The sequence below is a fragment of the Devosia sp. genome (genome assembly GCF_965229025.1).
Taxonomy (GTDB): domain Bacteria; phylum Pseudomonadota; class Alphaproteobacteria; order Rhizobiales; family Devosiaceae; genus Devosia_A.
The window spans coordinates 3524284-3549268 of the sequence record NZ_OZ245853.1 but is presented as its reverse complement, the minus strand read 5'-3'; the positions used below and the strand labels follow the sequence as shown (position 1 = coordinate 3549268).

The following is a 24985-nucleotide window of genomic DNA, read 5'->3' as shown; positions in this document are numbered from 1 at the left end:
ATGAGGACCTTGCCGCATGGCTGAGCGCAAATCGGGACCCGTAAAGCCCCCGGTCATCGACCTGACAGCGCGAACGGCTGCTGCGGAAAGCAGTTCGGCAGCAGAAGCGACGTCCGATGCCGAACGGCAGGATCCGCCCCGCCCGCCGCGTCCGCAGGCGCGGCTCGCCATGCCATGGAGTGCCATATCGATCGCCGCAGCCGTGGGCGCCATCCTAGGTGTTGGCGCAACCTATGGGATTGCAACTCTGGTTCCGCTGCCCGACCATCGCCCGCAGATCTCCGATCCGTCAGCGCGGCTGGAAAGCCAGGACGCCAGGATTTCCGACATCGAGACGCGACTCGGCGATGTCGAGGGGCAGACAAAGCGCACTCAGATCAGCCTTGATGCGACCATTACCCAGCTCGATGCCGGGTTGACCGAACTGCGCGAGGCGATTGCGACCGCCAGCGCTACTGCTGCACCGATCGATCTGACACCGCTCGAAGCCCGGGTAAAAGATGTTGAAGACCGCATCGCCGCGATCGGCGCAGGCGCGCCAGCAGCAGACGGCTCGGCACTGGCCAGCACCATTGCCAGCCTGTCCTCGGCGCTGGACGCCGTTAAATCCGACCTTGCGAGCCAGCAGGCGAAACTCCAGAGCCATGACGATGCGCTCGCCAAGGCGGCAAGCGACATCGCATTGGCCAAATCGGCCATCTCGTCTCAGAACCAGAGCATGTTGGGCGGAGATATCGGCCCCGCTGTTCGCCTGCCGCTCCTGGTGGCAGCAATCGAAAGCAGCTTCGACACCGGTGGTCCTTTCGCCTCGGAGCTGGCTGCGCTGCTCAAGCTTTTACCGGACATGGCGGTCCCGGACGCCGTCAATGCCGCTGCAGCGAGTGGCCTGCCGCGGCCTGATAGTGTCGCGGTGCAGTTTGCAGCAATCGTTCCGGCTATTCTTTCTGCAAGAACCGCCACTCCGAGCAACGATCTGTGGGAAGGCACGCTCGAATGGACCAAAGCCCTGCTGGCGTTTCGCCCGACCGGCGAACTGGAGGGAGATGCGCCAGACGCGGTGATGTCCCGTCTCGAGGGCGCGGTGCAGCGGCGTGACTTTGTTGCCGCATCCGGGCTGCTCGACAGCCTGCCGCAGCAGATGCGCGACGCGGCCGGCGCGGTTGGTGGGGATATTCGCACCCTCGCCGCCGCTGGCCAGTTCATCACCGACCTACGAAGCAAGGCGCTGGCCGCGACGGAGACCACACCGTGATCCGTCTCGCCTATTGGTTAATCGTCAGCCTGCTGGTCACAGCCGGGATCGCTTGGCTGATCGGCCTGCCCGGCATCCTGACCATCGAAATGCTCGGCTTCCGCGTGCAGCCCAGGCTGGGCGTTGCTGCGTTTCTGGTCATCGCGGCGATCGCCGTGGTCATCCTTGTGTGGGGCATCGTCAAACGCATTGTCGCGGCCCCCTACTACATCGCCCGCCGCAGCCGTGAGCGGCGCAAAGACCTTGGGTTCCTGGCGCTCTCGGATGGCTTTATCGCGCTGCAAGCGGGTGACGCGAACCGGGCGCGGCAACTGGCGCGAGAGGCCCAGGGTAACCTACCACGCAACGCCGCTGCACAACTGCTCGAAGCTCGTGCCGACCTCGCGCTAGGCGACATGCATTCGGCACGCGAGCACTACCGCGCGCTGATTTCCAACCGAAAGACAGCACTTGCTGCACTTTCCGGGCTCTATGATCAGGCCCGCCAGCAGGGCCGTACCGATGCAGCTTTGACCTTTGCGCAGAAGGCCCTTGATATCGCCCCACAGGCGCCCTGGGCGCGTGAGGCTGTGTTCGACGATCTGACACGGAACGGCCGCTGGGACGAAGCCCTACGCATGGTGGCCGACGAAACCGCCGTTTCACGCGAAGAAAAGATGCGCAAGCGCCGGCGGCAGGCTGTGGTCGAGACCGCTCGTGCGCAACTAGCGGAAGGCCGCGACCCCGCCGCCGCGCTGGAGCACTCGCTAGCCGCGCTGAAGCTGCAGCCCGACTTTGTTCCTGCAGCGCTGGTCGCCGCTCGCATTTATGCCAACCGCAACGAGGCGCGGCGTGCCAGCAGCCTGCTGCGCCGCGTCTGGCGCGCCACGTCGCACCCCGATGTCGCCGTGCTGTTTGCCAACGCCACCCCCGGCACCTCGGCGGTCGATCGGCTGAAGCGGATAAGCGAACTGGTCGAGTCGCCCCCACCCAACAAGGCCAGCGCGCTGGTGTTGGCACGTGCCGCGATCGATGCGTTCGACTGGACGCTGGCCCGCTCGGCGCTGTCGAACTACGCCGGTGCGAATTCGTCCCAGGCGGTCTGCCTATTGATGGCCGAAATCGAGGAAGGCGAGACCGGGGACAAGGGCAAGGCTCGCGACTGGCTCAACCGCGCGGTCCGCGCGCCGCGCGACCCGGTATGGACGGCGGATGGGATCACGTCCGACGAGTGGGAGCCACTGTCCCCGGTCTCCGGGAAGCTCGATGCGTTCGAATGGCGCGTACCGACCAGCGCAGTAGCCGCCCGCACCAGTGCGACAGGTAGTGCCGTTGCAACCACCGAGCCGACGACGCCGCGCGCTGCACCGCTGGCACTGCCGGAGGGCTGACGACGATTGGCGCCAAACCTCTTGCGCGCGGCGCTGACCCCGCGTATGAGACCGACGCTCGCGCGTAGACGCAGCAGGCCGCTTTAGCTCAGTTGGTAGAGCACATCATTCGTAATGATGGGGTCAGGTGTTCGAGTCACCTAAGCGGCACCATTTTTCTGAACATTGCGAGCGGAAACGACGGGCACCCGCAGGGGGCGCCGGCCGAATTTTCCTCTACTCAGGCCTTGCCGAGGAACTCCGCCATCCGGATCAGGCCCTGCATGTACCCAATCGCATGCGACCGTCCCCGGTGGTTCCAGTCGCTGTCACCGTCCATCTTGGGGACGTGATCGTCGAGAAGGAACCCGTCGAACCCGTGCTTGGCGAGGAGCACGATCACTTCGGCCGGATCGAAATTTCCGTCGCCGATAAAGCACTCGGTGAAGTTCGGCACTGTGCCCTTCACGTCGCGGAAATGGATGTACGAGATCCGGCCCTTGGGTGCGAAATACTCAATTATCTCAGTGACATTGGCCTTACCGCCCGCCATCTCCGAACAGCAGCCGAGGCAAAGGTCGAGCGACCAGGCCTCTGAGCGCCCAACGAGGTCGTAGGCCTTGATGAAGTTCTCTGGTTTGTAGAACAGCCGCGCCACACCACCCAGCATCGGCACCGGCGGATCATCGGGATGGAGCGCCAGCTTCAGCCCTTCTTCCTCGGCCACCGGCAGCACCGCCGTCATGAAGTAGACGTAGTTGTCCCACATCTGGTCCTCAGTGATCACCGGCCCGTCCTTGCCGAACAGCGGCATGGAGGAGGCGCGGCCCAGCGTCGTCGGCATGTAGGAACGAAGTAGCTCGATGTTGTCGGCATTGGCTTCGACCACCGACATGTCGAACTGGCGCGCTACCGCACCGCCGCGGGTGGCGCCGGCGCGATCCGTGGTCCAGACGGAGTTGGGCATGAAGTGCAGGCCCAGCACCGGCACACCGGCCCGTGCCACGGCGCGGATGGTCGCCTGGTAGTTCTCGATCTGCTCGTCCCGACCCTCAAGGCCCATCATCGCTTTGTGGTAGAAGTGAGTGGGGACGTTCTCGATTGCCTCGAACTTCAGCCCGGCCGCTTCGATCTGGTCGACCAGCCCCCTTACATCTTTCTGCTCCCAGCGGCTGTCGCCGGGGAGCGTGGGGTTGTTCATCTGCAAACCCGTCGCGCCGATCTGCGCCGCAAAGCGCAGCCGCTCCTCGGTCAGCTCGTGAAACTGCCCTACCGCAACTCTGATACCCATCGTCCGTTGTTCCTGTCTTTCGTTGAGTTGTTTCGTCAGCCCTTGACGGCGCCTTCCGACATACCGGCAATCATGAAGCGTTGGGCGACGAAATAGAGGATCATCAGCGGTACCGACGAGATGACGGCGCCGGCCATCAACGGCCCCCACGGCAGCACGTCGCTGGTGATGAGATAATTGAGCGCGAGCGGCGCGGTGCGCACGCTCTCCGAGGTGGTGAGCACAAGCGCGAACAGCAGCTCGTTCCACGCCCCGGTAAAGGTGAAGATTGCCACCGCAGCGAGGCCCGGCGCAGAAAGCGGCAGGACGATCCGGATCAATGCGCCGAAGCGCGTCAACCCATCAATCATCCCCTGCTCTTCGAGTTCGCGCGGCACGCCCCTGAAATAGCCCTGCAGCAGCCAGGTCGACAACGGCAGCGAGAAGGTCAGGTAGACAAGGATCAACCCGACCAGCGAGTTGCCGAGGTGCAGTTGCGCCATCACAATCGACAGCGGAATGAACAGCAGCGAGCCGGGCGTCAGGTAGGCAAACAGGATCAACCGCCCGAACACGCCGCGAAACCGGTACCGGAACCGCACCATCGAATAGGCGGCAAACGATGAGATAATCACCGAGATGACCGTCACGATCGACGACACAATAGCGCTATTGCGGATGGCGAGCAGGAATTTTCCATCGGCCAGAAGCTTAGAAAAATTGTCGAGCGTAAATGTCTTCGGCCATAGCGACGGCACGCGATAGATCTCGCGCGGCAGCTTCAGTGAGGTGACGATCATCCAGTAGATCGGGAACAGCACCAGGATCACCGCAACGATCAGAGCTGCATAAACGATGATCCGGCTGGTGATGAGCCGGCGCCGCGCCGAAACGCTGTGCACCGGCATGGCGCCCGAGATGTCGGCAAGGGCGGCCATTATTCTTCCCTCCGCATCATCAGCGAGGTGGCGAACAGAACGAGGATCGCCAGCACCGGCAGCATGTAGACCGACACCGCGGCCGCCTCGCCGATGCGCTGCGTCTGCATGCCGAAATAGGCCAGCACCGGGAACACCATCGTCGCGTCCGACGGCCCGCCGGCGGTCAAGAGCCAAACATGCTCGAAGCCGTTGGCGGTCCAGATTGAGCTCAACAGCGTCGTAACGATGATCACCGGCATCAAGCCGGGAATGGTGACGTTCCAGAACCGCTGCCAGGCACTCGCCCCGTCGACGATTGCCGCCTCGTACAACTCCTTGGGCACCGACTGCAACGCCGCAAGGATCGAGACGAACCAGAACGGGAAACCGCGCCAGACCGAAGCCACGATCACCGAGCCTATCGCCGTCGAGCGCGAGCCGAGGAAATCGATCACCTCGGGGTAGAGGCCCGTCTGCGTGAGGATGAGATTGATGCCGCCGCCGATCGGTTGATACAGCACGCGCCAGGTCAGGAAAGCGACGAACGCCGGCATCGCCCAGGGCAACATCAGGAACGAGCGGAAAATGCCGCGCCCCGGCAGGTTCTGGTGCACTAAAAGGGCGAGGCCGAGCCCAATGACCAGCTTCAGCCCGTCCGAAATCAGCACGATGGTAACGGTGTTCCAGATCGCGCTGTAGAAGGTGGCGGTTCCGGCGAGATACTCGAAGTTCTTGAAGCCAACAAAGTTGCCAACGCTGCCCACCACCATGTCGGTGAACGACACCCAGATGGCGAACAGGAACGGATAGGCGACCAGCCCGCAGATCAGCAGAATGACCGGCGCGACGAGGAGGTAGGCGAATACTTTCACGCGAATATTGCCTGAAAGCAGGCGCCGCCGTGTCGCCGGGATGTTGTCAGCCGCAAGGGACATGGCCCATCCATTCAAAACGAACAAAAGAAGCCGCGGCCGGCCAAACCGGCCGCGGAAGATGACTGGATCAAGCGTACTTGTCGTAGATCGCCTGGCCCTGGGTCTGCGCTTCGGCGATTGCCTTGTCGAAGTCCCAGCCATCAACCACCACGCGCTGTGCCAGCTTGGGGATCAGGAAGTTCGAGGCAAGATCGGCGAAGGCGGCATTGTTGACGTCCGGGTAGGCCGGTGCCGTGCCGTTCTTGGCGAGACCGAGCAGGCCGACGAGGATCGAGTTGGTTCCGTCGAACGCCTGCAGCTTTTCCTGGGCCTGCAGCACCGGGCCGTAGATCGCCACATTGAAGTAGGCGTTCATGTATTCGGGGCTGCTGAGGTGCTCAAGCAGCGCCTTGGCCTCATCCTGCATGGCGCTGGACTTGGTGATGGCGCGCATCTGCACATCGATAGGCGAGATGATACCCTTGGGGCCGCCTGGCAGCGGCGAGAAAGCGCTGGCCTCGAACAGTTCCATATCGTCTTTCTTCGCGGCAATGCCGACCGAACCGGTATTGGCGATGAAGCCGGCCTGGCCCGACAGGTACGCCTGGTTGTCTCCGGCACCATCCCAGGTGGTGTTACCCGCTGGGAACAGCTTCTTGTCCCACGCATCCTTGACCCAGGCCAGCCACTCGCGCGTCTCGGGCGAGTCGATCATCACCTTCTTGCCGGCATCATCGGCAATGCGGCCGCCATATGATTGCAGCACCGCGACCTGCAGGTTCGCGTCACCGACGTTTGATAGCGCCAACCCAAGGCCCGAAACCGGCGCCTTGTTGATCGCTTCGGCTTGGGCCTTTAACTCTTCCCAGGTCTTGGGCGCCTCGGTAAACCCGGCCGGCTCGAGTAGGTCCTTGCGACGCAGCAGCAGGTTGCCGTTGACGCCGAACGGAATGCCGATGCGCGCCACGCCAGCGTCCACCGTCAGGTCGGTCGCCGTGTCCGGGCCGGAGAACCAGCCGCCCTGTGCATCGCCGATCTTCTTGTAGAGATCGCCAACGTCCGAGAACACTCCCTGCCGACCGAGCAACCGCACGAGGCCAAGGCCCGCATCCATGGCATCCGGCATGGTGTTGGACGACACCGCCGCCGAGACCTTCTGCGTCGTCTCGTTCTGGTTGATCATCACAACTTCGGTAGCGACGCCGTTCGCGGCACCCCATGCCATGATGGTGTCGCTCAACAGCTTGTTTGCATCTTCAGAAAAGATCAGGCCGCCCCAGTAGGTGAGCTTCTTGCTCTGCGCGATGGCGGGCATCGGAAAGCCGCTCGCGGCGGCCAGCGCGAGACCGCTCGCAGCGGTGGTGAGCAAGCGGCGCCGCGACCAGGGTTTGCTGGCATGGATCGTGTCGGTCATAGGTTTCTCCTCCTCAGGATCGCGCCCGATGCCGTTGAGCCGGCCTTTGTCGGGCAGCGATCTATCTCCCTTGATGACCACGCCTGCTGTGGAGGCGTCTCCTCGGTCATCGCAAATTTCGTAGTGCCACGCTCAAAACACTGGCGGTGGCAGAAGCTGGCGTTCAACAGCGCCATCGACGCAAAGATATATCTAATATCTAGATTGAAAGCCTATATGGCGCGATTAATGCTTGTCAACGCGACGGCATACTAGCCTTTCGTTTGATGACAATTGGGCTCACCGCGGCTAGAAGCGCGCGGTGGCACGGAGGAAAGCGTGAACGGAGGCATCGACAACAAGGGCTACAGCGCCTTCTTCGAGGCGCTGATCGAGGGCCGGCTCAAGCTCGGCCAGACGCTGAAACAGGAAGAACTTGGCGAGATTTTGGGGCTATCCCTGTCGCCGATGCGCGAAACCACCACGCTGCTCGAGGCCGAAGGGATGATCAAAGTCCGCCGCAAAGTCGGAATTACGATCTTCTACCCCGATATGAAGTTCGTCGGGAATACCTTTCAGTTCCGCGGCCTGCTGGAACGGGAAGGCCTGAGGAAGTTCGCCGGCATGGTGACGCGCGAGTGGATCGCGCGGATGCGGGAAGCGCATGGCGCAATCATCGAGTTCGTGCAGGCGACCAATGAGCTGGCGGCCTATCGGCTAGCTGTGAAAGCCCTTGAGGACGATTTCCACGAGAGCTTCATCAAGGTCTACGCCAATGATCAGGTGGGCACGGTATATGCCCGCCTCACCCAGAAGATGTACCTGATCCGGCTACACAATCTGGACGCCGTCGGACCCGCCAACACGGTGCAGTCGATGCGCGAACATCTCGCCATCATCGACGCGCTTGAAGCGGGTAACGTGGATGTCGCGGTCGAGGGTCTCGACCGGCACCTCAAGGCGGTGCTTCACCGGGTGCTGACGACGTAGTGCGTCACCTGTGCCGCCCGTGCACTAGCCTGTAACGATGACTTTGGTGCCGACGGGGACGCGGCTGTAGAGGTCGATGATGTCTTGGTTGATCAGCCGGATACAGCCCGATGAGACGCTTTGGCCGATCGTATAGGGCTCAAGCGTGCCATGCAGCCGGAAGTGCGTGTCCTTGCCGTTGCGATAGAGATAGAGCGCCCTCGGACCAAGAGGATTTCCGGGGCCGCCGGCCATGCCGGCCGCCACCGGGCCATAGCGCTCCGGTTGCGTCTTGATCATGTTGGCAGTGGGAGTCCAGCGCGGCCACTCTGCCTTGCGGGCAATGGTCGCGGTACCACGGAAGTTGAGCCCTTCCTCGCGGCCGACGCCGACGCCGTACCGCATTGCGCGGCCGCCAGCCTCGACAAGATAGAGGAAGCGTTCAGTCGTGTTCACCACGATGGTGCCGGGTTGCTCGCCACCCTCGTAGTCGACTTCCTGACGCCAGAACTGTTGGGGAATCTTGCGGATATCCACGCCATTGACGGGGAACGGCTCGTCCTTCAGCATCGAATAGTAGCTGGCCCACGGCTGATCGACCTGGATGACATTGGACTGCAAACCGGGTCTGCCAGTGGATGAACAGGCGCTCAGGGCCAATGAGGCCCCGCCGACGAGGAACAAGCGACGATTGGTCAAATAAGTCTTCCAAAAAAGAGAGAAACGCGAGCCCACATCAGCCGGCAAGCCCCTGTATTTGTCTAGTAACATCGGCATCATCAGAACTGCGACGGCGCCTGCCGCTGAAAGTAACGCGAGGAGGGGGTATCGGTTGCAATCAGCTAGGGGGACGTCAATGCGTCCCGCAGCGCGCGGCCTTCGAGCGACCTCAGATCGAGGTCGCCCTCGATATGGTCGATATGGTGCACCAGCAGGCGGCCCGCGAGCGCGCCGTCCCGGCTTTCGAGCGCTTTGAGGATGCTGCCGTGGTCGGAGTGACCGCAACTTGAAGCTCCGGTGCGGCCATAGAGCGCGATTACCAGGGAGGATCGCGCAACCAGTTCTTCCATGAAGCGCTGCAAAATCGCGTTGCCCGCAACTTCCGCCAGCAGCAGGTGAAAGTCACCCGACGCCCTGATCTCCGCGCGGCGTGCACTGGCCCCACGCTCCGAGATCAACTCGGATTCCTGGGCGAGGCGGTCGCGGAACGCCGCAATATCGGTTGGTCCGATCCGCTCTGCAGCCGCCATGGCAAGTGCCGGTTCGATCAGGCGTCGGGAGTCAAAAACTTGCCGCGCCTCTTCTGGGCTGGGATTGGCCACAAACGCGCCGCGGTTCCGCTCTGTGCGGACCAGCCCTTCGAACGAGAGCATCTGCAGGGCAGCGCGCACCACGGTGCGGCTCACAGAAAACAGTTCGCCGACCTCGGCCTCATTCAGTTTCGTGCCCGGCGCCAGCCGACGATCGATGATGGCATCACGCAGTTGCTCGCGAATGCCGAACGCCCTGTCCTCGCCAGCGGTGGCGGGGACAAAAGGGTAATCAGCGATTTTGATGTCGTTCGGCATGTCCAGCACTCATAGCCGGAATCGCAGCGCGGAGAAAAGGGCAGACCGCACACAAGCCCCTATCAAGATTGCATACACTTTCGGCGCACATTGCGAACACTCGCCTACGAAATAGGCAATGATCAGCGCTGATGCATTTGTCGGCATTCGTCTCTGCGAAAAACTGCAAATGAAAACAACCGGGTAATCCCGCCGACGCGAACTGGCACGCGGCCTGCATCGTCTTTTGCGAAAACGGGGACGCTGGATGTCGAAAGCCGCCGAGATCGACCTTGCTTCTGTGACCAAGCGCTACGGCTCGACCGTGGCGGTTGATGCGGTCAGCCTCAAGATACCGGCGGGGACCTATTGCTGCCTGCTCGGCCCATCGGGATGTGGCAAAACCTCGACCCTGCGGATGATTGCCGGGCACGAAAGCGTCTCCGATGGAGATATTCTTCTCGGCCGCACCATGGTGACACACCTGCCGCCAGCCCGGCGCGGCACCGCCATGATGTTCCAGTCTTACGCGCTGTTTCCGCATCTTGATCTGATCGACAACGTCGCCTTCAGCCTGCGCATGAAAGGCGTAGGCAAAGAGGCGCGGCGGGCCAAGGCGCTAGAGATGCTGCAGTTGATGCAGATGGAAGGCTATGCCACGCGCCGGCCTGCCCAGCTTTCCGGCGGCCAGCAGCAACGCGTCGCTCTGGCGCGTGCCCTGATCACCGACCCGGAGGCGCTGTTGCTTGACGAACCGCTCTCGGCGCTCGATCCGTTCCTGAAGATCCGGATGCGCGCGGAACTCAAGAAACTGCAGGCGCGGCTTGGCATAAGCTTCATCCATGTCACCCACTCCCAAGAAGAAGCCATGGCACTGGCCGATCTGATTGTGGTGATGAACGAGGGTCGGATCGAACAGGCGGGCTCACCGCGCGAGGTCTTTGAACGCCCCGCCACCGCATTCGTCGCGCGTTTCATGGGCGACCACAACGTGGTGTCGGGGCGGACAGTCTCCGCCGACAGCGCAGAGCTTCTGGAGGTGCCGAACGGTGGCCGCTTTGCCGCGAACGGCATGCTGGGTGCCGCCGGGGACCCCGCCGATATCGCCATTCGCACCGATCATGTCAGGCTTGGACCGAGCGCAGGCGCGGGCCTCGGCTTCACCGGCACGGTCTCCAACATCGAGTATCGCGGCGCCTCGGTAAAACTCTCGGTCGATGGGGCCGGAGTCGAGGACTTCACTGCAATTGTCGACGACATCAGCTTCTTTGCGAGGCCGGTCAAAGTCGGCGATGCGGTGCCGCTCAACTGGGACATCGAGGACGCAATCGTTCTCGGACGTTTCACCAAGTAGGCCATCTGTAACAGGGAAATGCACATGACTGACATCAGCAAGAAAGCCGGCATCTCACGCCGCAGCCTGCTCAAGACCGGCGCCGCCGCTGCGGCGGGCGCCGCTCTCGGCACGGGAGCTATTACTGGGTTCCCGACCGTCTGGGCCCAGAACCCGATCACCCTGCGCCAGTTCGGCACGGGCGTGTCGAACCTCAACGCCATCGCTGAAAAGTGCAAGGCCGACCTCGGCATTACGCTCGAAATGACGGCGACCGATTCAGATGCCGCCGCACAGCGCGCCGTCACCCAGCCGGACAGCTACGACATCGCCGACATCGAATACTGGATCTTGAAGAAGGTGTTCCCCACCGGCGTGATCCAGCCGATGGATACGTCCAAGCTCAAGTACTACGACAAGATCGTGCCGCTGTTCAAAAGCGGCAAGCTGACGCCAGATAGCGTCATTGCCCAGGGTACTGCTCCCCACACCGTGGGCTATGTCGAAAAGCCGGGCGACAAGACCTTCGCCGCATCAGAGACCGGCTGGTTCACCATGGTGCCGACGATCTACAACGCCGACACGCTGGGCATCCGTCCGGATCTGGTGGGTCGTGAGATTTCGACCTGGGCCGACATCATGGACCCGGCCTTCAAGGGCAAGACAGCCATCCTCAACATCCCGTCGATCGGCATCATGGACGCCGCGATGATCTGCGAGGCGATGGGGATCATCAAGTACGCCGACAAGGGCAACATGACCAAGGCGGAGATCGACACGACGATCGACTTCCTGATCAAGGCCAAGGCTGACGGGCAGTTCCGCGCCTTCTGGAAGTCGTTTGACGAGAGCGTCAACCTGATGGCATCCGGCGAAGTGATCATCCAGTCGATGTGGTCGCCGGCAGTGGCCGCCGTGCGGTCCAAGGGCATCGCCTGCAAGTACCAGCCGCTCAAGGAAGGCTATCGCTCATGGGGCGGCGGTCTTGGGCTTGCTTCGCACCTCTCCGGTGCGACGCTCGACGCGGCTTACGAGTACATCAACTGGTACACCTCGGGCTGGGTCGGCGGTTATCTCAACCGCCAAGGCTATTATTCGGCGGCCATGGATACAGCCAAGGAATTCATGTCCGCCGATGAGTGGGGCTATTGGATCGAAGGCAAGCCGGCCGCCGGCGATATCCTCTCGCCCGATGGTGCGGTGATGGAAAAGGCGGGTGCCGTGCGTGATGGCGGCTCGTTCCTCGAGCGTATGGGCCACGTCGCCTGCTGGAATTCGGTGATGGATGAAGACCGCTACATGGTGAAGCGCTGGAACGAGTTCATCGCAGCGTAACGACGCCACTCTGACGGGTGGGGAACGTCCCCTCACCCGGCGCTTTGCGCCACCCTCTCCCTCAAGGGGAGAGGAAAGGCCGACTAAAATATCTCGGCTTTGGCCCCTCTCCCCTTAAGGGAGAGGGTGCCCGAAGGGCGGGCGAGGGGAAGTTCCAGGAGAAGAAATGGCCATAGCCGACGAGTCCTTGATTGCCCCCACCGGCAAGCCGAAGCCGCGCCGTGTGCCGTTCACGCTGGGTGCTATCGCCTCATATCTGCAGGCCACCCCACTGCTGGTGATCCTGGCGTTCTTCCTTCTGCTCCCCATCCTCCTTCTGGTTGTGGTGAGCTTCTGGGACTATGATTTTGCAGGGCTTTATCCAGACTTTCTGACCAGCAATTACGCTGACGTGCTGGGTAGCTGGGTGACCTGGAAGACCTATCTCAACACGCTAAAATTTGCCGCCATTGTCTGGGCACTGACCTTGTTCATCGGCTTCTGGGTGGCCTATTTCCTGGCGTTTCACGTGCGCAAGGCCGCGACGCAGACAGTGCTGTTCCTGATCTGCACGGTGCCGTTCCTGACCTCGAACATCATCCGGATGATCTCTTGGATCCCAGTTCTGGGCCGCAATGGCCTCGTTAATACCACGCTGGTGCAGATGGGGATCATCTCCGAGCCGATCGAGTGGCTGCTCTACTCGGACTTCGCGGTCATTCTCGCCATGGTGCACCTCTACACCCTGTTCATGGTGACACCGATCTTCAACACCCTGATGCGCATCGACCGCTCGTTGATCGAGGCTGCACGCGACGCTGGTGCCAATAGTTTCCAGATCCTATGGAGCGTCATTCTGCCACTTGCCAAGCCCGGGATGGCCATCGGCACAATCTTCGTCGTGACGCTGGTCATGGCGGATTTTTCCACCGTGCAGGTGATGAGCGGCGGCCAGAGTGCTTCGGTGGCGCTGATGATGAAGAACCAGATGTCGCTGCTTCAATACCCTGCGGCAGCGGCCAACGCCGTGGTGCTGCTGGCGGTTGTGCTGCTCCTGGTCGCTGGCATCCTCCGTATTGTCGATATCCGGAAGGAGCTCTGAGATGGGCGGCGAAAAACGCGGTATCGGATTCTACGTCCTTGCGGCCTTCTTTGGCCTGTTCGTGCTGTTTCTTTACGGCCCGATGTCGGCGATCTTCATCCTGAGCTTCCAGGGGCCCAATGGCGGCCTCACCTTCCCCTTGAATGGCGTGTCGCTGCACTGGTTCTTCAACCTTTTCGAAAAGCAGGCTGTGGGTGATTTCGGTGCAAGCTTTACGCGCTCGCTGACCTTGGGCCTGATGGTGATGGCATCGACCGTGGTCGTGGCGCTGCTGGCAGGACTGGCATTCAGGCGCAGGTTTGTCGGTGCTACGCCCTTGTTCTACCTGACTATTGCCAGCCTGGTCGTTCCTTCGATCATCGTCAGCCTTGGGATTGGGGTGCTGTTCCAGCAAATCGGCATCAGGCCTGCCTGGTACGGCTCTGGGTTTGGTGCCCACCTCACGTGGACACTGCCGTTCGGGGTGCTGATCATGTTTGCCGTGTTCAACCGCTTCTCGCCTTCTTACGAAGAGGCGGCGCGCGATCTGGGGGCTAGCCCGTGGCAGACGTTCTACCACGTGCTGCTGCCGATGATTGCACCGAGCCTGATCGGCGTCGGCTTGTTCGGCTTCTCGCTCAGCTATGATGAGTTCGCTCGCACCCTGCTCACCGCCGGCAGCTTCAACACGCTGCCGCTTGAGATCTATGGGATGACGACCAACGTCACGACCCCCGTTCTCTATGCGCTCGGCACCGTGACGACGGCCTTCTCGTTCCTGATCATTGGCGGCACCATAGCGTTGATCGCCTTGATCAATCGCCGGCAAGTGGCGAGGCCGTGAGGTGCGGCTGCTTATCGTAAACCCGAACGCCACCGCCAGTATGACCGCGACGATAGCCAATGCTGCGCGACTGGTTGCGGCTTCCAGCACCGAGATTGACGCCCGCACCTCAATGGCGGGGCCGGTATCGATCGAGGGGTATTACGATGAGGCCATGTCGCTCCCCGGACTGCTGCACGAGATTGCACGCGGCGAGGCGGAAGGCGCCGCTGCGGTGGTGATCGCGTGCTTTGATGACACGGGGCTCGACGCTGCCCGGGCGCTGGCGACCATTCCGGTGATCGGAATCTGCGAGGCCGCCTGTATGTCTGCGGCCATGCTGGCCAAGCGGTTCACGGTGGTGACGACGCTCGACCGCTCGCGTGTGCCGGTGGAAGAACTGGTGAGGCGCTATGGCATGGGGGACCGTGCCAATGTCCGGGCCTCGAACATCCCGGTTCTGTCGCTCGAAGACCCCAATTCCGGCGCCCGCGATCGGCTGCGTAGTGAAATTGCCAAGGCAATTGAAGATGATAAGGCCGAGGCGATCGTTCTGGGATGTGCAGGCATGGCTGACCTGGCCCGCACGCTGCAGCGGGAGTTCGGCATGCCAGTGATCGACGGGGTCGGAGCGGCAGTGAAGTTGGCGGAAGCCTTGGTTGCCCAGGGGCTGACAACTTCGAAGCGAGGGTCGTACGCTACCCCGATCGCCAAGCATTTCGTCGGCACCATCGCGCAGTTCGTTGCGCCGGGTGTGCTGACCGGGGCCTGAGCGGCAGCTGCCCCAAGTGGTTGCCTGCGCGACAAAAGCCGCATTGTCACCACAACATTGCCTTCCAGATTTCCGAACATGAACAGCTCCTGAACCGTCGACTCACCTAGCGGTCAGACGGCTCAGGCTATGGTCTGGTCAAGGATGTGGGCGGATCCCTCGTTCAACCCTAAGGAAGCAAAAAATGAAAACCATTCTGGCGCTCGCAGCTCTGGCCCTCAGCGCAGGCTTTGTCTCCGTTGCACATGCCGACGACATCTCGCTGGGCGAGCCCGGTTATGGTGGCACGGGTTGCCCCGGTGGTAGCGTCTCGACGACGCTGAGCCCCGACGCGAAGTCCCTGAGCCTGCTGTTCGACGCGTACTCGGCGCAGGCCGGTGGCGACAGCGGCAAGGCGTTCGACCGCAAGAGCTGCAACATCGCGATCCCGGTCCATGTCCCGCAGGGCCTGTCGATCTCGGTACTCGCCATCGACTATCGCGGCTATAACAACGTGCCGGCTGGCGCGTCGTCAGAATTCAACGTCGAGTACTTCTTTGCCGGCACCAAAGGTCCTTCGTTCAAGAAGACCTTCAAGGGTGCGCTGGATGAGGACTACACGATCCACAACGAACTGGTCGCCCAGGCTTCTGTGTGGTCGGCTTGCGGCGCAGATGTGAACCTGCGCACCAACTCATCCATCAAGGTCACCACCAAGAACAACAAGGAAGCGCTGGCAACCGTTGACTCCGAAGACGTGAGCGCCGCCATCGTTTACCAGTTGCAGTGGAAGAAGTGCTAACACTGCGCTAACGCTAAAACGACGGGGCGGCCGCGTGCCGCCCCAAATGCGTTGTGGAGTTATGCCATGCGACTACTCGCAATTTCGGCATCCTTGCCGGTGATCCTTGGCCTCGCCTCTGGCGCGATGGCAGCGAGTTGCGGCGGCGCAGTGATGCCGGATTCGCATTCAGGTAGCCTTCCAGACCTTGAAGCGCCCACCACCGCAAATACCGGTGCACCCGTTGCAACTTGTGACGCCAGCATCGACGTCAACGCCCTGGCACCCGGGGACCCGATACCTGCGGGCACCATAGTTGTTTACAAAGCCCAATACCGCGGCTTCCTTGATGACGGCGACAGCGCTCATATTGCGGTTAGCCACGACGGGGTCACCGATTCGGCTGACGTTTCAGGCCTGATCGACGGCGATATCTACTTCGAGAACTATATCGGCAGCGGGCTGAACGGCACGATCGACCTCGGAATCCAGTTGAGCCTGCTCGAGGGCGGAAGCGGCGTGGGGACGACCAACCTCGATTCCCTCGATTTTGCCGAGGCGGGCAGGACCACACTCATCTCGCAGCAGGCGTCAGTCGACAGCCTCGCCGCACAGGGCATGACCTTCGTCACCCACCTCAATACCACGGCAGACCTATTGGTAGGCGACGACCAGCCGCTCGAAGCGCCGGACAGCGTGTCGCTGCTGGGGGCGCTCGGCTCGCACACTCTGGGTGCCACGGCACACTACAACCTTGGCGGCGGGTTCAGCATCGATGGCGGGGCGGCGCTGTTTGACCAGGAGGGCGCCAGCGGATCGCTGTTTGGCGGCTCGGTGCGGTATCTCGAACCGGGGGTGAATACGTTCCGGCCGTTTGCCGAAGTTGGCTTCAACGCCGCGCCGGGGATGAACCTCACCTTCTCGCGTTCCTATGAGGATGGCTCGAAAGACGGCGCGACCGTCCTGTCTGAGACGAGCGGCAGCATGGCCGGTGCCTACGTGACTGGCGGCATGCTGTTCGCCCCTGACCTTACGAACCAGATCGCCTTCTCGGGCACCTTGATGCACACGTGGCTGAGCTACGATGGCTATACCGAGAGCTTCAGCGACGACAATTTGTTCAACGCCGAAGTGGCAGGCGGAACTGGCGGTTTCGATACGATCAAGGCGCAGATCGCCTGGACCAGCGCGCTTTCATCGGACCTCGACATGACGCTGCATGCGGCGCTCGGAGTGACGCATGCGACCGAGGGTGTGGTGACCGACATTGCCTTTGTCGGCCCGCTCACCGGGACCAGCGATGACGACATTTTCGTGCAGTACGGGGCCCGCCTCGGCTGGGCAGTGACCCCGACGACAACCGCAAATGTCTTCGTCAATGGCTCCAGCGGGACGGTATCAGGCACCCATGCACAGATTGGCGCCGGCGTCCGGATCGCCTTCTAGAGACAACAATTTCGGCGGTGCCCAGCAGCCCGCCGCAGAAACAATCGCGGGTGGCATTTTGGAGCGTACGAACATGAAAGCCTTGATTCTTGGCCTCGCCCTTGCCGTCCTTTGCCTGCCGGCCCAGGCGGCCGGTATCAGCCTGGGCAAACCCGGCTATGGCGGCAATGGCTGCCCCGCTGGCACCGCCGATGTCGCGTTGGGCGCGGGCGGCAAGAGCCTGACGCTGCGATTTGACAACTATCAGGCCTCAGCTGGCGGCTCGTCCGGCAAGTCGCTGGACCGCAAGACCTGCAACCTCGCTATTCCTGTGAAGGTACCGGCGGGCAAAAGCGTTTCGATCATTGCCATCGATTTCCGCGGCCAGAGCCGGCTTCCTGCGGGAGCCAGTGCGAGGTTCAGCGCCGAGTACTTCCTTGCTGGCGGCAGCGGCCCGAAGTTCGTTCGCAACATCACCGGTCCCAAGACTGGTGCGTTCATGAGCAGCGACACCCTGACGGCCAAAGTTTGGTCCGCCTGTGGGGCCGACGTGATCCTGCGCACCAATTCTAGCATTCTGGTCAAGGCCAGCGGCGGCAAAGCCGCATCGTTCAGCGTCAAGGCGCAGGATGTGAAGACAGCGGTGGTCTATTCGCTGCAGTGGCGCGACTGCTGAGGCAGAGCGCGGACTTCGATAGCATCTAGGGGTTATCCGGCCCCCTCATGCGCCCTTCGGGCACCGTCTCCCCGACGGGGAGAAGGGAATGTGCCTAGCGCCCTGGCTCGCGACCGTAGATGGCGAGGGTGAGGGCGCCGACGGCCAGCAGCAGCCCGCCAAGGAGCCGTGTCTCGCCGACGCCGAGGCGCAGGAACGGCACGTAACTGTGGTAAAACGGGAACAGGAAAAATAGCACGCTCAGCAGCAAAGCTGCCAGTCCAACTGCACGCATGAAGGATGCTCCACCCAGGAGTTGACCCAATAGACCGTATGCCGGCCCCCGTCGAACGAGACTGCCATAGCTTGCTTAATGCTTGCTTGCGCGCCTCAGCGCACACCTCCCCATGTATTTTGGCCAAACCGATCCATCGAGCCACACTCAGAAGGTATCCCCTTGCAAATGACTGACCAGTCAGTTAGTAATAGCTGACTGGTCAGTCAGCAAGAGCATGCTTGAGATGCAGGAAGACAGAACCCAGCGTGGTCCGAAGTTTCGACGACGGGCGGAAGCACGGCCCGATGAGGTGCTCGACGCAGCGTTGGCGCTGTTTATCGAGAATGGCTTTGCGGCGACGCGGGTCGAAGATATCGCCAAACGGGCTGGCCTCAGCAAGGGCGCGGTCTATCTCTACTTCCCTTCGAAAGAAGCGTTGCTCGAAGGCTTAGTACGGCGCGCGGTGCTCCCCATCGCAGAGAACGCCCTTGGCGCGCTGCAGAACTACGAAGGCGATCCCAGGATCGTCATCACGGCGGTATTGAAAATGCTGGCGCTGCGGCTGAAGGACGACAAGCTGATCGCCATTCCCAAACTGATCTTCCGCGAAGTGCTGGGCTTTCCCGAGCTTGCAGCGATGTATCGCCGCGAGGTGCTGGACCGGGTCATCCCCACCCTCGAGGCCCTGCTGCGCAATGGCATCGAGCAAGGCTATCTGCGGCAGGTCGACCCCCATCTGACCATCCGCTCGATCATCGGGCCGCTGATGATGCACATCGCCATGGCCGAGGTCTTCGGCATCATGCCCGAGGATGGGCTGCATATGGAGCGGCTGATCGACAACCACCTGACCATCCTGTTTGACGGCCTGAGCGCCCCGCCAAGCGCCCGGCAATGGTCGAGCTCGTAAGGAGCACGAGATGAACGAGTTCATTGCCTGGATGGTTGGACTGATCGGCCTGGTGGTGCCTGGTTTCGGCGTCAGCGAGGTGCCTCACTACAACGGCTATGTCGAAGCGGATTACCTTTATGCCGCGTCCTCGACCGGTGGCCAGATTGCGAGCATCGCTGTCACCGAAGGCCAGACGATCAAGGCTGGCGACCTGCTGTTCACGCTGGCCGACAGCCAGCAACGCGCGCTTGTCGATGCGGCCGACGCGCGGGTGACAGCGGCTGAAGCCAACCTCGAAAACCTTGCGACAGGCGGCCGCGAAGACGAGCTCGCCGTCGTGCGCGCGACACTTTCGAAAGCGGAGGCCGATGTGAGTCTCGCGCGGGAAAGCGCGGCCCGCAGCGGCAAGCTGTTTGCCGAGGGCCTGGTGCCACAGGCACGGCTGGACCAGGATCGGGCTAACCTCGCGAGCGCGGAAGCTATGGTGCGTCAGCTTTCGGCGCAACTCAAGGTGACCGAACTGCCGGCCCGGGATGCCCAGCAATGGCAGGCCGAGGCCAACCTTGCCGCCGCAAAGGCCGACGCTGAAAAGGCCCGCGCCGATCTCGCCGATCGACGTGTGCTGGCGCCAGCCGGCGGCAAGGTGGAGCGGCTGTTCTTTGACGCCGGTGAGATGGCCGCAGCCGGCACACCAGTTCTTTCGCTGCTTCCAGAGGGAGCGCTGAAGGTGAAGTTCTACCTGCCGCAGACCGCACGGCAGGACTTCAGGATGGGCGACCCGGTGACGATCAGTTGCGACGGCTGCCCACCGGGAATTGGCGGAACGCTGAGCTATATGGCGTCCGAACCGCAGTTCACGCCGCCGGTGATCTACTCGCGCGACGAACGTCAGCGGCTGAGTTTTCTCGCCGAGGCGACGCTCGACGCGGCGGTGATGCTGCAACCGGGGCAGCCGGTGACGCTGACGAGGCCACAATGAGCGCCGACCTGGTGATCGACGTTAAGGGCCTGACCAAGGATTTTGGCCCCAAGCGCGTCGTCGATCACTTCGATATCCAGGTGCCGCGCGGCGCCATTTACGGATTTTTGGGACCCAACGGGTCGGGCAAGACCACGACAATCCGTATGCTTTGCGGTCTGCTCACCGCCGATGCGGGGGAAGGCACCTGCCTAGGCTTCGACGTACGCCGGGACGCCCGCCGGATCAAGGAACAGGTCGGCTACATGACGCAGAAGTTCTCCTACTATGAGGACCTCTCGATCCGCGAAAACCTCGATTTCGTGGCCCGCATGTACCGGCTTGACCGGCGCAAGGCGCGCGTTGATGCGGCGCTGACCGACCTGGGACTCGCCGATCGGCAAAAGCAGCTGGCAGGGTCGCTCTCGGGCGGCTGGAGGCAGCGGCTGGCGCTCGCCGCGTGCCTGCTGCATGAGCCGCAACTGCTACTGCTCGACGAGCCGACAGCGGGCGTCGACCCCAAGGCACGGCGCGAATTCTGGGACGAGATCCGTCGGCTTTCCGCCAGGGGCGTGACCGTGCTCGTCTCCACCCATTATATGGACGAGGCCGTGCAGTGCGATTTCATCACCTACATCGCCTACGGCAAAAAGCTCATCGACGGGCCATCGGCAGATATCCCGGCAATGGTCGGGCTCGAAACCTGGCGCGCTGAGGGGCCCGACCTGCCGGCGCTGGAGCTGCGGCTGAAAAGCGAGCCCGGAGTTGAGCAGGTGGCGCGCTTCGGCACGGTGCTGCACGTCTCCGGTACTGACAAGGCAGTGCTGGGTGCAACGATCGAGCGGCTTAAATCCGAAGGCACGCATCGCTGGAGCCTGCAGGTGGCTGGGCTCGAAGAGGCCTTCATCTACCTGATGGCGGGCTCGAAGGACAATTTCGCATCCGATGCCAAGCCTAAGCCTTCAGCGGGGGCCGCATCATGAGCGACGGGTTCTCGCCGGGTCGGTTCCGGGCGGTGCTGGTGAAGGAGTTCATCCAGATGCGGCGCGACCGCATCACTTTTGCCATGATGATCGTGCTCCCCATCGTGCAACTGATGCTGTTCGGCTTTGCCATTAACTCCGACCCCAGGAAGCTGCCGACGCTGGTGGAGCTGAACGACAACGGCCCGGTGACCCGCGCCGTGCTCGCGGGAATGCAGAACTCGTCCTATTTCGATTTTCGCGGACCGGTGAGCGGTGTTGCCGAGGGCGAAGAGGCGCTGCGGCGCGGCGACGCCAACTTTGTCATCGTTATCCCGCAGAATTTTGAGCGCGATGTGGTGCGGGGGCTGAGCCCTCAGATTCTTATGGCCGCCGACGCGTCCGATCCGTCGGCAGCGGGAGGCGCGGTTTCGGCACTCTCCGGAATTGTCACGGTGGCAATCTCCGAAACGCTGACCGGGCCACTGGCGCCCAAAGCCAACCCGGCTCCGTTCTCAGTGGTGGTGCACCGCGAATTCAACCCGGAAGGCAAGACCTCGACCAATATCGTGCCGGGGCTGCTCGCGATTATCCTGTCGATGACCATGGTGATGATCACCGCTGTCGCCATCGTCAAAGAGACCGAGCGCGGCACCATGGAGATGCTGATCGCAACCCCGGTGCGACCGCTTGAGGTGATGCTGGGCAAGATCCTGCCCTATGTGTTTGTCGGCTATGTGCAGACTGTAGTGTTCCTCCTCTCGGCAGCTGCGATCTTCCACGTTCCGTTCGATGGCTCATGGCTGGCGTTCTTTATCGGCTTCAACCTCTTCATCGTGGTGAACCTGGCGCTCGGCTTTCTGATCTCGACCGCGGCGCGGAGCCAGATGCAGGCGATGCAGTTGAGTTTTTTCACCATCCTGCCCTCAATCCTCCTCTCGGGCTTCATGTTCCCCTTTGCCGGCATGCCCGGCTGGGCGCAGTTCATCGGCACCGCGGTGCCAGCAACACATTTCCTCCGCATCGTGCGCAAGGTGATGCTGAAGGCCGGGGAACTCGCCGACGTGGCCGGCGAACTTACCAGCCTCACCATCATTCTCGTCGTGATCGCAGCGATCGCTATGCTGCGCTATCGGCAGACGCTGGATTGATCAGGCGACTGCCGGCCTTGCGGGATGTCCTCCAAGGCTCGATATACGGCGCACCATTGAGAGAATTGAGCAATGAAAAGCGTTGTGTTCGAGGCGTTCGGCGCGCCGGGCGAAGTCCTCAAACTGGCAGAGCGCCCGCTGCCTGAACCCGGTCCGGGTCAGGTGCGAGTGAAGATGGGGCTGGCGCCGATCCACAACCATGACCTCGCGATTATTATGGGGACCTATGGCTATAAACCGGCGCTGCCCGCAGTGCCTGGGACCGAGGCGATGGGTGTGGTGGACAAGCTTGGCGACGGCGTGAGCCACCTGAGCGTTGGCCAGCGTGTTGCCGGTGGCGCATCGGCGACCTGGGCGGAATACTATCTGGTAGATGGCAAGCGGCTGGTGCCGCTACCGGACACCGTTTCCGATGAAACCGGCTGCCAGCTGGTCTCGATGCCGCTGAGCGCGCTGATGCTGCTTGAAGATCTCGACATCAAGGCCGGCGATTGGGTGATCCAGAATGCCGCCAATGGCGCAGTCGGCAAGGTGTTCGCGCAGCTGGCGCCGGCCCGCGGCGTCAATGTCGTCAACCTCGTTCGCCGTGACGCGGGAATTGCCGAATTGGCTGCGCTCGGGATCGGCAATGCCGTATCGACGGAAACGGCCGGGTGGCAGGATCGGGTCAAGGCTATCACCAGCGGCGCGCCGATCATTCGCGCCATCGATTCGGTTGCTGGCGAGGCAGCCGACCAGATCATGGAGACGATCGGACAGAACGGCGTGCTGATCTCGTTTGGCGCCATGTCGGGAAAACCGCTGGTGATCAGCCCGGCAAACCTCTTGTTCAAGACCGCGACGGTCAAGGGCTTCTGGGGCGCCAAGCGGTCCGAACAGACGAGCCCCGCTGAATTGGGCCGGATGATTGGAGAACTGGTGAAGCTCGCAGGGACTGGCGCGCTGAAGCTCGAGATCGAGGCCGCCTATGACCTGTCAAACGCACGCGAGGCCGCCAATGCCAGCGCGGTTCCGGGCCGCAAGGGCAAGATCGCCTTGCGGGGCAGCCGCTAAAGGTCGAGGGCCTTCTTGACCTCGCGGATCAGGCGGGCATCGTCCCAGTAATTGGCTTGCAGCCAAGGGGCAGAGGCTTTGACCTGAGCGAGGTCCTGAGCGACCCAGCCAATGCGCATGGCGGCGCAGATCTTGCCGGTCGAGAACCGGTACATCGCCGCCATTTCCTCAAACATCCGCTTGGAATAGCCGTAGGGGTTGATCGCCGCCCAGCCGCGTTTGGGCTCTGCCCAGTCTGACGAGGGCAGCAGCACCCGGGGGACCGGGTAGCGTTGGCACGCAAGCAGCAGGCGTGCAGCATCGACGACGGCCTGGTAGTGCACCTCGTCGGGCGCATCGACGTCTGGCGAGGTGGCGACGTGGAGGACGATTTCGGCTTTGCCCAAGAGCGCGTGGATCTCCGGCGCGTCGTAGTCGATGGTCTTAAGGTCCGCGACGATATCGGCCCCAGCGACCCGATCAATGCCGATGGCACCCGGAAACGCCGCCTTGAGCCGGCGGCCGACATTGCCTTCTGAGCCGAAAATCACTGTCGTCATGCTGTCCCCCACAACATCTGATCCTGTTTCTGACGCAAGGCGAAGAGTCGTGTCGTCTGGTCCGGCGTCGCGTTGGCCCGCGTCAGCAGCTCGCCCTTCTTGACCGGCTTCAGCACCTTGCCGCCTTCGAGCAGCCCGACCGGAACGGCCTGCTGTGCCCGCGCATCGCCGATGGTCAGAATGAAACTGCGATAGCAGGTCTCGCCGATCGCGTCGAAGGTCTCGCCGACGGCGAGATCGCGCTTGGCGACCGCGCAGACTTCGGCAACCGGCCGTGGCAGCGGCACCATGTCGGGCTTGCCGTAGAGCATGATGCGCGCCGCCGTCAGGGGCACTTCGAGCGAGGTGAGGTGGTAGGGGCGGAAGAAGGCATAGTAGGGCCCGACCCCGACATGGAGGTCATCCATCCGCTCGATGATGCGCGGATGCTCGGCCTCGACGATGACGAAGACGCCGGGCGCCACTCCCTTGCCGACGGTAAAATCGACGACGCCCTTCTTGTGAAGGATGCCGCCATCTTCGCGCGGGATCAGCACTTTGACCATGTCGTCGCGGTCGGCCTTGGGGCCGTGCATGCCAGGTACATCGGGCACCAGCCCAGTGGCGTTGGCGATGCAGCACATCTCGACCATGGTCTTGGAGCCATCGACGAACTCCACCAGCATGCGCGGGTTCATGTTCCGGCGGAGGGCTTCCTCGCGGTAGTCGTCTGGAACGGCGAAATGGTTGAGTGGGTTGTTCTTGCCCTTGCCCGCAGAAACAATGCGATAGCCGAGCGCCGAGGCGAACTCGATCAGTTCCATGCAGCTCGATGGTTCGTCGCCGGCGCCGACCGAGTAGATGACGCCGAGCCGGTCCGCCTGCTGCTTGAGGTAGGGCCCGATGGTCACGTCCGCCTCGACATTCATCATGACGAGGTGCTTACCGTGTTCCATGGCGAGGAGGTCATAGTCCGCTGCGACGCCCGGCTTGCCGGTGGCATCGATCACCACATCGATCAGCGGATTGGTGACCAGCGTTTCGGCCGAGGTGATGGCAAGCTTGCCCGCCTCAATGGCAGCCGTGATCTTGCTCTCTGTGTCGGCTTCGACGGCATGCGAATCGTCGCCATAGGCAATGGTGGTGGCGTCGCGCGCCGTCTGCGGACGGCGGGTGGCAATGGCCGAAATCTCGATGCCGCGCATCAAGGCGCCCTGGGTGACAAGGTCGGTGCCCATCTCGCCCGAGCCGATGACGCCGATGCGGATAGGCTTGCCGGCATCGGCGCGCGCCTTGAGGTCGCGGGCGATGCCTGTCAGATGCACGTTAGTAAGCGGGACAGCTGGGATATTGGCCTTCATGGGCGGCTGCTCTATCACTCAGCGGCACGCTTTGGA

General features: G+C 62.4%; 25 protein-coding genes and 1 tRNA gene. 17 read left to right on the top strand and 9 right to left on the bottom strand.

What is annotated here, in order from left to right; translation table 11 throughout:
- Window positions 1-16 precede the first annotated feature (16 nt).
- From ACO06J_RS17250 to ACO06J_RS17240, 3 genes are all read left to right on the top strand, one after another.
- A complete protein-coding gene (locus ACO06J_RS17250; RefSeq protein WP_421761950.1) occupies window positions 17-1252 on the top strand; it encodes a COG4223 family protein in 1236 nt (411 codons plus the stop codon).
- Window positions 1249-2622 (top strand): heme biosynthesis protein HemY, encoded by a 1374-nt coding sequence (locus ACO06J_RS17245; protein WP_421761949.1) that lies wholly within the window; start codon window positions 1249-1251, stop codon window positions 2620-2622. Before ACO06J_RS17250 ends, ACO06J_RS17245 begins: the two co-directional genes overlap by 4 nt.
- Window positions 2623-2699: 77 nt before the next feature.
- Window positions 2700-2775 (top strand) — tRNA-Thr (locus ACO06J_RS17240).
- A gap of 67 nt (window positions 2776-2842) precedes the next feature.
- Here ACO06J_RS17240 and ACO06J_RS17235 read toward each other — a convergent pair.
- From ACO06J_RS17235 to ACO06J_RS17220, 4 genes are all read right to left on the bottom strand, one after another.
- Complete coding sequence (locus ACO06J_RS17235) at window positions 2843-3892, bottom strand: mannonate dehydratase (protein WP_421761948.1); 1050 nt, start codon at window positions 3890-3892, stop codon at window positions 2843-2845.
- Between the two features lie 35 nt (window positions 3893-3927).
- Window positions 3928-4809: a carbohydrate ABC transporter permease gene (locus ACO06J_RS17230; protein ID WP_421761947.1), complete on the bottom strand. Its 882-nt coding sequence runs from the start codon at window positions 4807-4809 to the stop codon at window positions 3928-3930.
- Entirely contained in the window at window positions 4809-5726 is a 918-nt protein-coding gene (locus ACO06J_RS17225) for a carbohydrate ABC transporter permease (RefSeq protein WP_421761946.1), read from the bottom strand. The genes ACO06J_RS17230 and ACO06J_RS17225 overlap by 1 nt, the downstream gene beginning before the upstream one ends.
- Window positions 5727-5793: 67 nt before the next feature.
- Window positions 5794-7119, bottom strand: a complete 1326-nt coding sequence (locus tag ACO06J_RS17220; RefSeq protein WP_421761945.1) for an ABC transporter substrate-binding protein — start codon at window positions 7117-7119, stop codon at window positions 5794-5796.
- 318 nt (window positions 7120-7437) lie between these two features.
- Here ACO06J_RS17220 and ACO06J_RS17215 point away from each other — a divergent pair, with 318 nt between their 5' ends.
- Entirely contained in the window at window positions 7438-8088 is a 651-nt protein-coding gene (locus ACO06J_RS17215) for a GntR family transcriptional regulator (protein WP_421761944.1), read from the top strand.
- Between the two features lie 24 nt (window positions 8089-8112).
- Here the strand turns inward: ACO06J_RS17215 and ACO06J_RS17210 are convergent, their stop codons facing one another.
- Window positions 8113-8688 carry a L,D-transpeptidase gene (locus ACO06J_RS17210; protein ID WP_421761943.1) on the bottom strand — a complete coding sequence of 192 codons (576 nt, stop codon included), beginning with the start codon at window positions 8686-8688 and terminating at the stop codon, window positions 8113-8115.
- Window positions 8689-8909: 221 nt separating this feature from the next.
- Window positions 8910-9635, bottom strand: coding sequence for a GntR family transcriptional regulator (locus ACO06J_RS17205; protein ID WP_421761942.1), 726 nt, complete (start codon window positions 9633-9635; stop codon window positions 8910-8912).
- A 247-nt stretch (window positions 9636-9882) separates the two neighbouring features.
- Between ACO06J_RS17205 and ACO06J_RS17200 the strand changes: the two genes are divergently transcribed.
- The 8 genes from ACO06J_RS17200 to ACO06J_RS17165 all read left to right on the top strand — a co-directional run bounded on the left by ACO06J_RS17200 (window position 9883) and on the right by ACO06J_RS17165 (window position 17798).
- Window positions 9883-10968, top strand: coding sequence for an ABC transporter ATP-binding protein (locus ACO06J_RS17200; RefSeq protein ID WP_421761941.1), 1086 nt, complete (start codon window positions 9883-9885; stop codon window positions 10966-10968).
- 24 nt (window positions 10969-10992) lie between these two features.
- Window positions 10993-12282, top strand: coding sequence for an ABC transporter substrate-binding protein (locus tag ACO06J_RS17195; RefSeq protein WP_421761940.1), 1290 nt, complete (start codon window positions 10993-10995; stop codon window positions 12280-12282).
- Window positions 12283-12448: 166 nt separating this feature from the next.
- Window positions 12449-13363 (top strand): ABC transporter permease, encoded by a 915-nt coding sequence (locus ACO06J_RS17190; protein WP_421761939.1) that lies wholly within the window; start codon window positions 12449-12451, stop codon window positions 13361-13363.
- Between the two features lies 1 nt (window position 13364).
- Window positions 13365-14186 carry an ABC transporter permease gene (locus ACO06J_RS17185; protein WP_421761938.1) on the top strand — a complete coding sequence of 274 codons (822 nt, stop codon included), beginning with the start codon at window positions 13365-13367 and terminating at the stop codon, window positions 14184-14186.
- A gap of 1 nt (window position 14187) precedes the next feature.
- The gene (locus ACO06J_RS17180) at window positions 14188-14937 is read left to right on the top strand and encodes an aspartate/glutamate racemase family protein (protein WP_421761937.1); all 750 of its coding nucleotides are present in this window, start codon (window positions 14188-14190) and stop codon (window positions 14935-14937) included.
- Between the two features lie 184 nt (window positions 14938-15121).
- Window positions 15122-15718, top strand: coding sequence for a DUF4360 domain-containing protein (locus ACO06J_RS17175; protein WP_421761936.1), 597 nt, complete (start codon window positions 15122-15124; stop codon window positions 15716-15718).
- A 66-nt stretch (window positions 15719-15784) separates the two neighbouring features.
- A complete protein-coding gene (locus tag ACO06J_RS17170; RefSeq protein ID WP_421761935.1) occupies window positions 15785-17143 on the top strand; it encodes a hypothetical protein in 1359 nt (452 codons plus the stop codon).
- 73 nt (window positions 17144-17216) lie between these two features.
- Entirely contained in the window at window positions 17217-17798 is a 582-nt protein-coding gene (locus ACO06J_RS17165; protein WP_421761934.1) for a DUF4360 domain-containing protein, read from the top strand.
- Window positions 17799-17892: 94 nt separating this feature from the next.
- Here the strand turns inward: ACO06J_RS17165 and ACO06J_RS17160 are convergent, their stop codons facing one another.
- On the bottom strand, window positions 17893-18072 hold the full coding sequence (locus tag ACO06J_RS17160; RefSeq protein WP_421761933.1) for a hypothetical protein: 180 nt from the start codon (window positions 18070-18072) through the stop codon (window positions 17893-17895).
- 226 nt (window positions 18073-18298) lie between these two features.
- On the opposite strand from ACO06J_RS17160, the gene ACO06J_RS17155 reads away from it, so the two are divergent.
- The 5 genes from ACO06J_RS17155 (at window position 18299) to ACO06J_RS17135 (ending at window position 23070) form a co-directional block, all read left to right on the top strand.
- Complete coding sequence (locus ACO06J_RS17155; RefSeq protein ID WP_421761932.1) at window positions 18299-18964, top strand: TetR/AcrR family transcriptional regulator; 666 nt, start codon at window positions 18299-18301, stop codon at window positions 18962-18964.
- Between the two features lie 10 nt (window positions 18965-18974).
- A complete protein-coding gene (locus tag ACO06J_RS17150; RefSeq protein ID WP_421761931.1) occupies window positions 18975-19925 on the top strand; it encodes an HlyD family secretion protein in 951 nt (316 codons plus the stop codon).
- Entirely contained in the window at window positions 19922-20887 is a 966-nt protein-coding gene (locus tag ACO06J_RS17145; protein ID WP_421761930.1) for an ABC transporter ATP-binding protein, read from the top strand. The genes ACO06J_RS17150 and ACO06J_RS17145 overlap by 4 nt, the downstream gene beginning before the upstream one ends.
- Window positions 20881-22017, top strand: a complete 1137-nt coding sequence (locus ACO06J_RS17140; RefSeq protein WP_421762533.1) for an ABC transporter permease — start codon at window positions 20881-20883, stop codon at window positions 22015-22017. Before ACO06J_RS17145 ends, ACO06J_RS17140 begins: the two co-directional genes overlap by 7 nt.
- A gap of 72 nt (window positions 22018-22089) precedes the next feature.
- Window positions 22090-23070 (top strand): zinc-binding dehydrogenase, encoded by a 981-nt coding sequence (locus ACO06J_RS17135; protein WP_421761929.1) that lies wholly within the window; start codon window positions 22090-22092, stop codon window positions 23068-23070.
- On the opposite strand, the gene ACO06J_RS17130 is transcribed toward ACO06J_RS17135, so the two are convergent.
- Both ACO06J_RS17130 and ACO06J_RS17125 read right to left on the bottom strand, forming a co-directional pair.
- Entirely contained in the window at window positions 23067-23609 is a 543-nt protein-coding gene (locus ACO06J_RS17130; protein ID WP_421761928.1) for an NAD-dependent epimerase/dehydratase family protein, read from the bottom strand. The genes ACO06J_RS17135 and ACO06J_RS17130 overlap by 4 nt on opposite strands.
- Window positions 23606-24949, bottom strand: coding sequence for an NAD(P)H-dependent oxidoreductase (locus ACO06J_RS17125; protein WP_421761927.1), 1344 nt, complete (start codon window positions 24947-24949; stop codon window positions 23606-23608). The genes ACO06J_RS17130 and ACO06J_RS17125 overlap by 4 nt, the downstream gene beginning before the upstream one ends.
- Window positions 24950-24985 lie beyond the last annotated feature (36 nt).

Excerpts from the sequence above, each read along its gene's own strand:
- ACO06J_RS17250 (WP_421761950.1), top strand. The coding sequence starts at position 17 with ATGGCTGAGCGCAAATCGGGACCCGTAAAGCCCCCGGTCATCGACCTG.
- ACO06J_RS17235 (WP_421761948.1), bottom strand. The coding sequence starts at position 3,892 with ATGGGTATCAGAGTTGCGGTAGGGCAGTTTCACGAGCTGACCGAGGAG.
- ACO06J_RS17230 (WP_421761947.1), bottom strand. The coding sequence starts at position 4,809 with ATGGCCGCCCTTGCCGACATCTCGGGCGCCATGCCGGTGCACAGCGTT.
- ACO06J_RS17225 (WP_421761946.1), bottom strand. The coding sequence starts at position 5,726 with ATGTCCCTTGCGGCTGACAACATCCCGGCGACACGGCGGCGCCTGCTT.
- ACO06J_RS17220 (WP_421761945.1), bottom strand. The coding sequence starts at position 7,119 with ATGACCGACACGATCCATGCCAGCAAACCCTGGTCGCGGCGCCGCTTG.
- ACO06J_RS17205 (WP_421761942.1), bottom strand. The coding sequence starts at position 9,635 with ATGCCGAACGACATCAAAATCGCTGATTACCCTTTTGTCCCCGCCACC.
- ACO06J_RS17200 (WP_421761941.1), top strand. The coding sequence starts at position 9,883 with ATGTCGAAAGCCGCCGAGATCGACCTTGCTTCTGTGACCAAGCGCTAC.
- ACO06J_RS17195 (WP_421761940.1), top strand. The coding sequence starts at position 10,993 with ATGACTGACATCAGCAAGAAAGCCGGCATCTCACGCCGCAGCCTGCTC.
- ACO06J_RS17190 (WP_421761939.1), top strand. The coding sequence starts at position 12,449 with ATGGCCATAGCCGACGAGTCCTTGATTGCCCCCACCGGCAAGCCGAAG.
- ACO06J_RS17185 (WP_421761938.1), top strand. The coding sequence starts at position 13,365 with ATGGGCGGCGAAAAACGCGGTATCGGATTCTACGTCCTTGCGGCCTTC.
- ACO06J_RS17175 (WP_421761936.1), top strand. The coding sequence starts at position 15,122 with ATGAAAACCATTCTGGCGCTCGCAGCTCTGGCCCTCAGCGCAGGCTTT.
- ACO06J_RS17170 (WP_421761935.1), top strand. The coding sequence starts at position 15,785 with ATGCGACTACTCGCAATTTCGGCATCCTTGCCGGTGATCCTTGGCCTC.
- ACO06J_RS17165 (WP_421761934.1), top strand. The coding sequence starts at position 17,217 with ATGAAAGCCTTGATTCTTGGCCTCGCCCTTGCCGTCCTTTGCCTGCCG.
- ACO06J_RS17160 (WP_421761933.1), bottom strand. The coding sequence starts at position 18,072 with ATGCGTGCAGTTGGACTGGCAGCTTTGCTGCTGAGCGTGCTATTTTTC.
- ACO06J_RS17155 (WP_421761932.1), top strand. The coding sequence starts at position 18,299 with ATGCAGGAAGACAGAACCCAGCGTGGTCCGAAGTTTCGACGACGGGCG.
- ACO06J_RS17150 (WP_421761931.1), top strand. The coding sequence starts at position 18,975 with ATGAACGAGTTCATTGCCTGGATGGTTGGACTGATCGGCCTGGTGGTG.
- ACO06J_RS17145 (WP_421761930.1), top strand. The coding sequence starts at position 19,922 with ATGAGCGCCGACCTGGTGATCGACGTTAAGGGCCTGACCAAGGATTTT.
- ACO06J_RS17135 (WP_421761929.1), top strand. The coding sequence starts at position 22,090 with ATGAAAAGCGTTGTGTTCGAGGCGTTCGGCGCGCCGGGCGAAGTCCTC.
- ACO06J_RS17130 (WP_421761928.1), bottom strand. The coding sequence starts at position 23,609 with ATGACGACAGTGATTTTCGGCTCAGAAGGCAATGTCGGCCGCCGGCTC.
- ACO06J_RS17125 (WP_421761927.1), bottom strand. The coding sequence starts at position 24,949 with ATGAAGGCCAATATCCCAGCTGTCCCGCTTACTAACGTGCATCTGACA.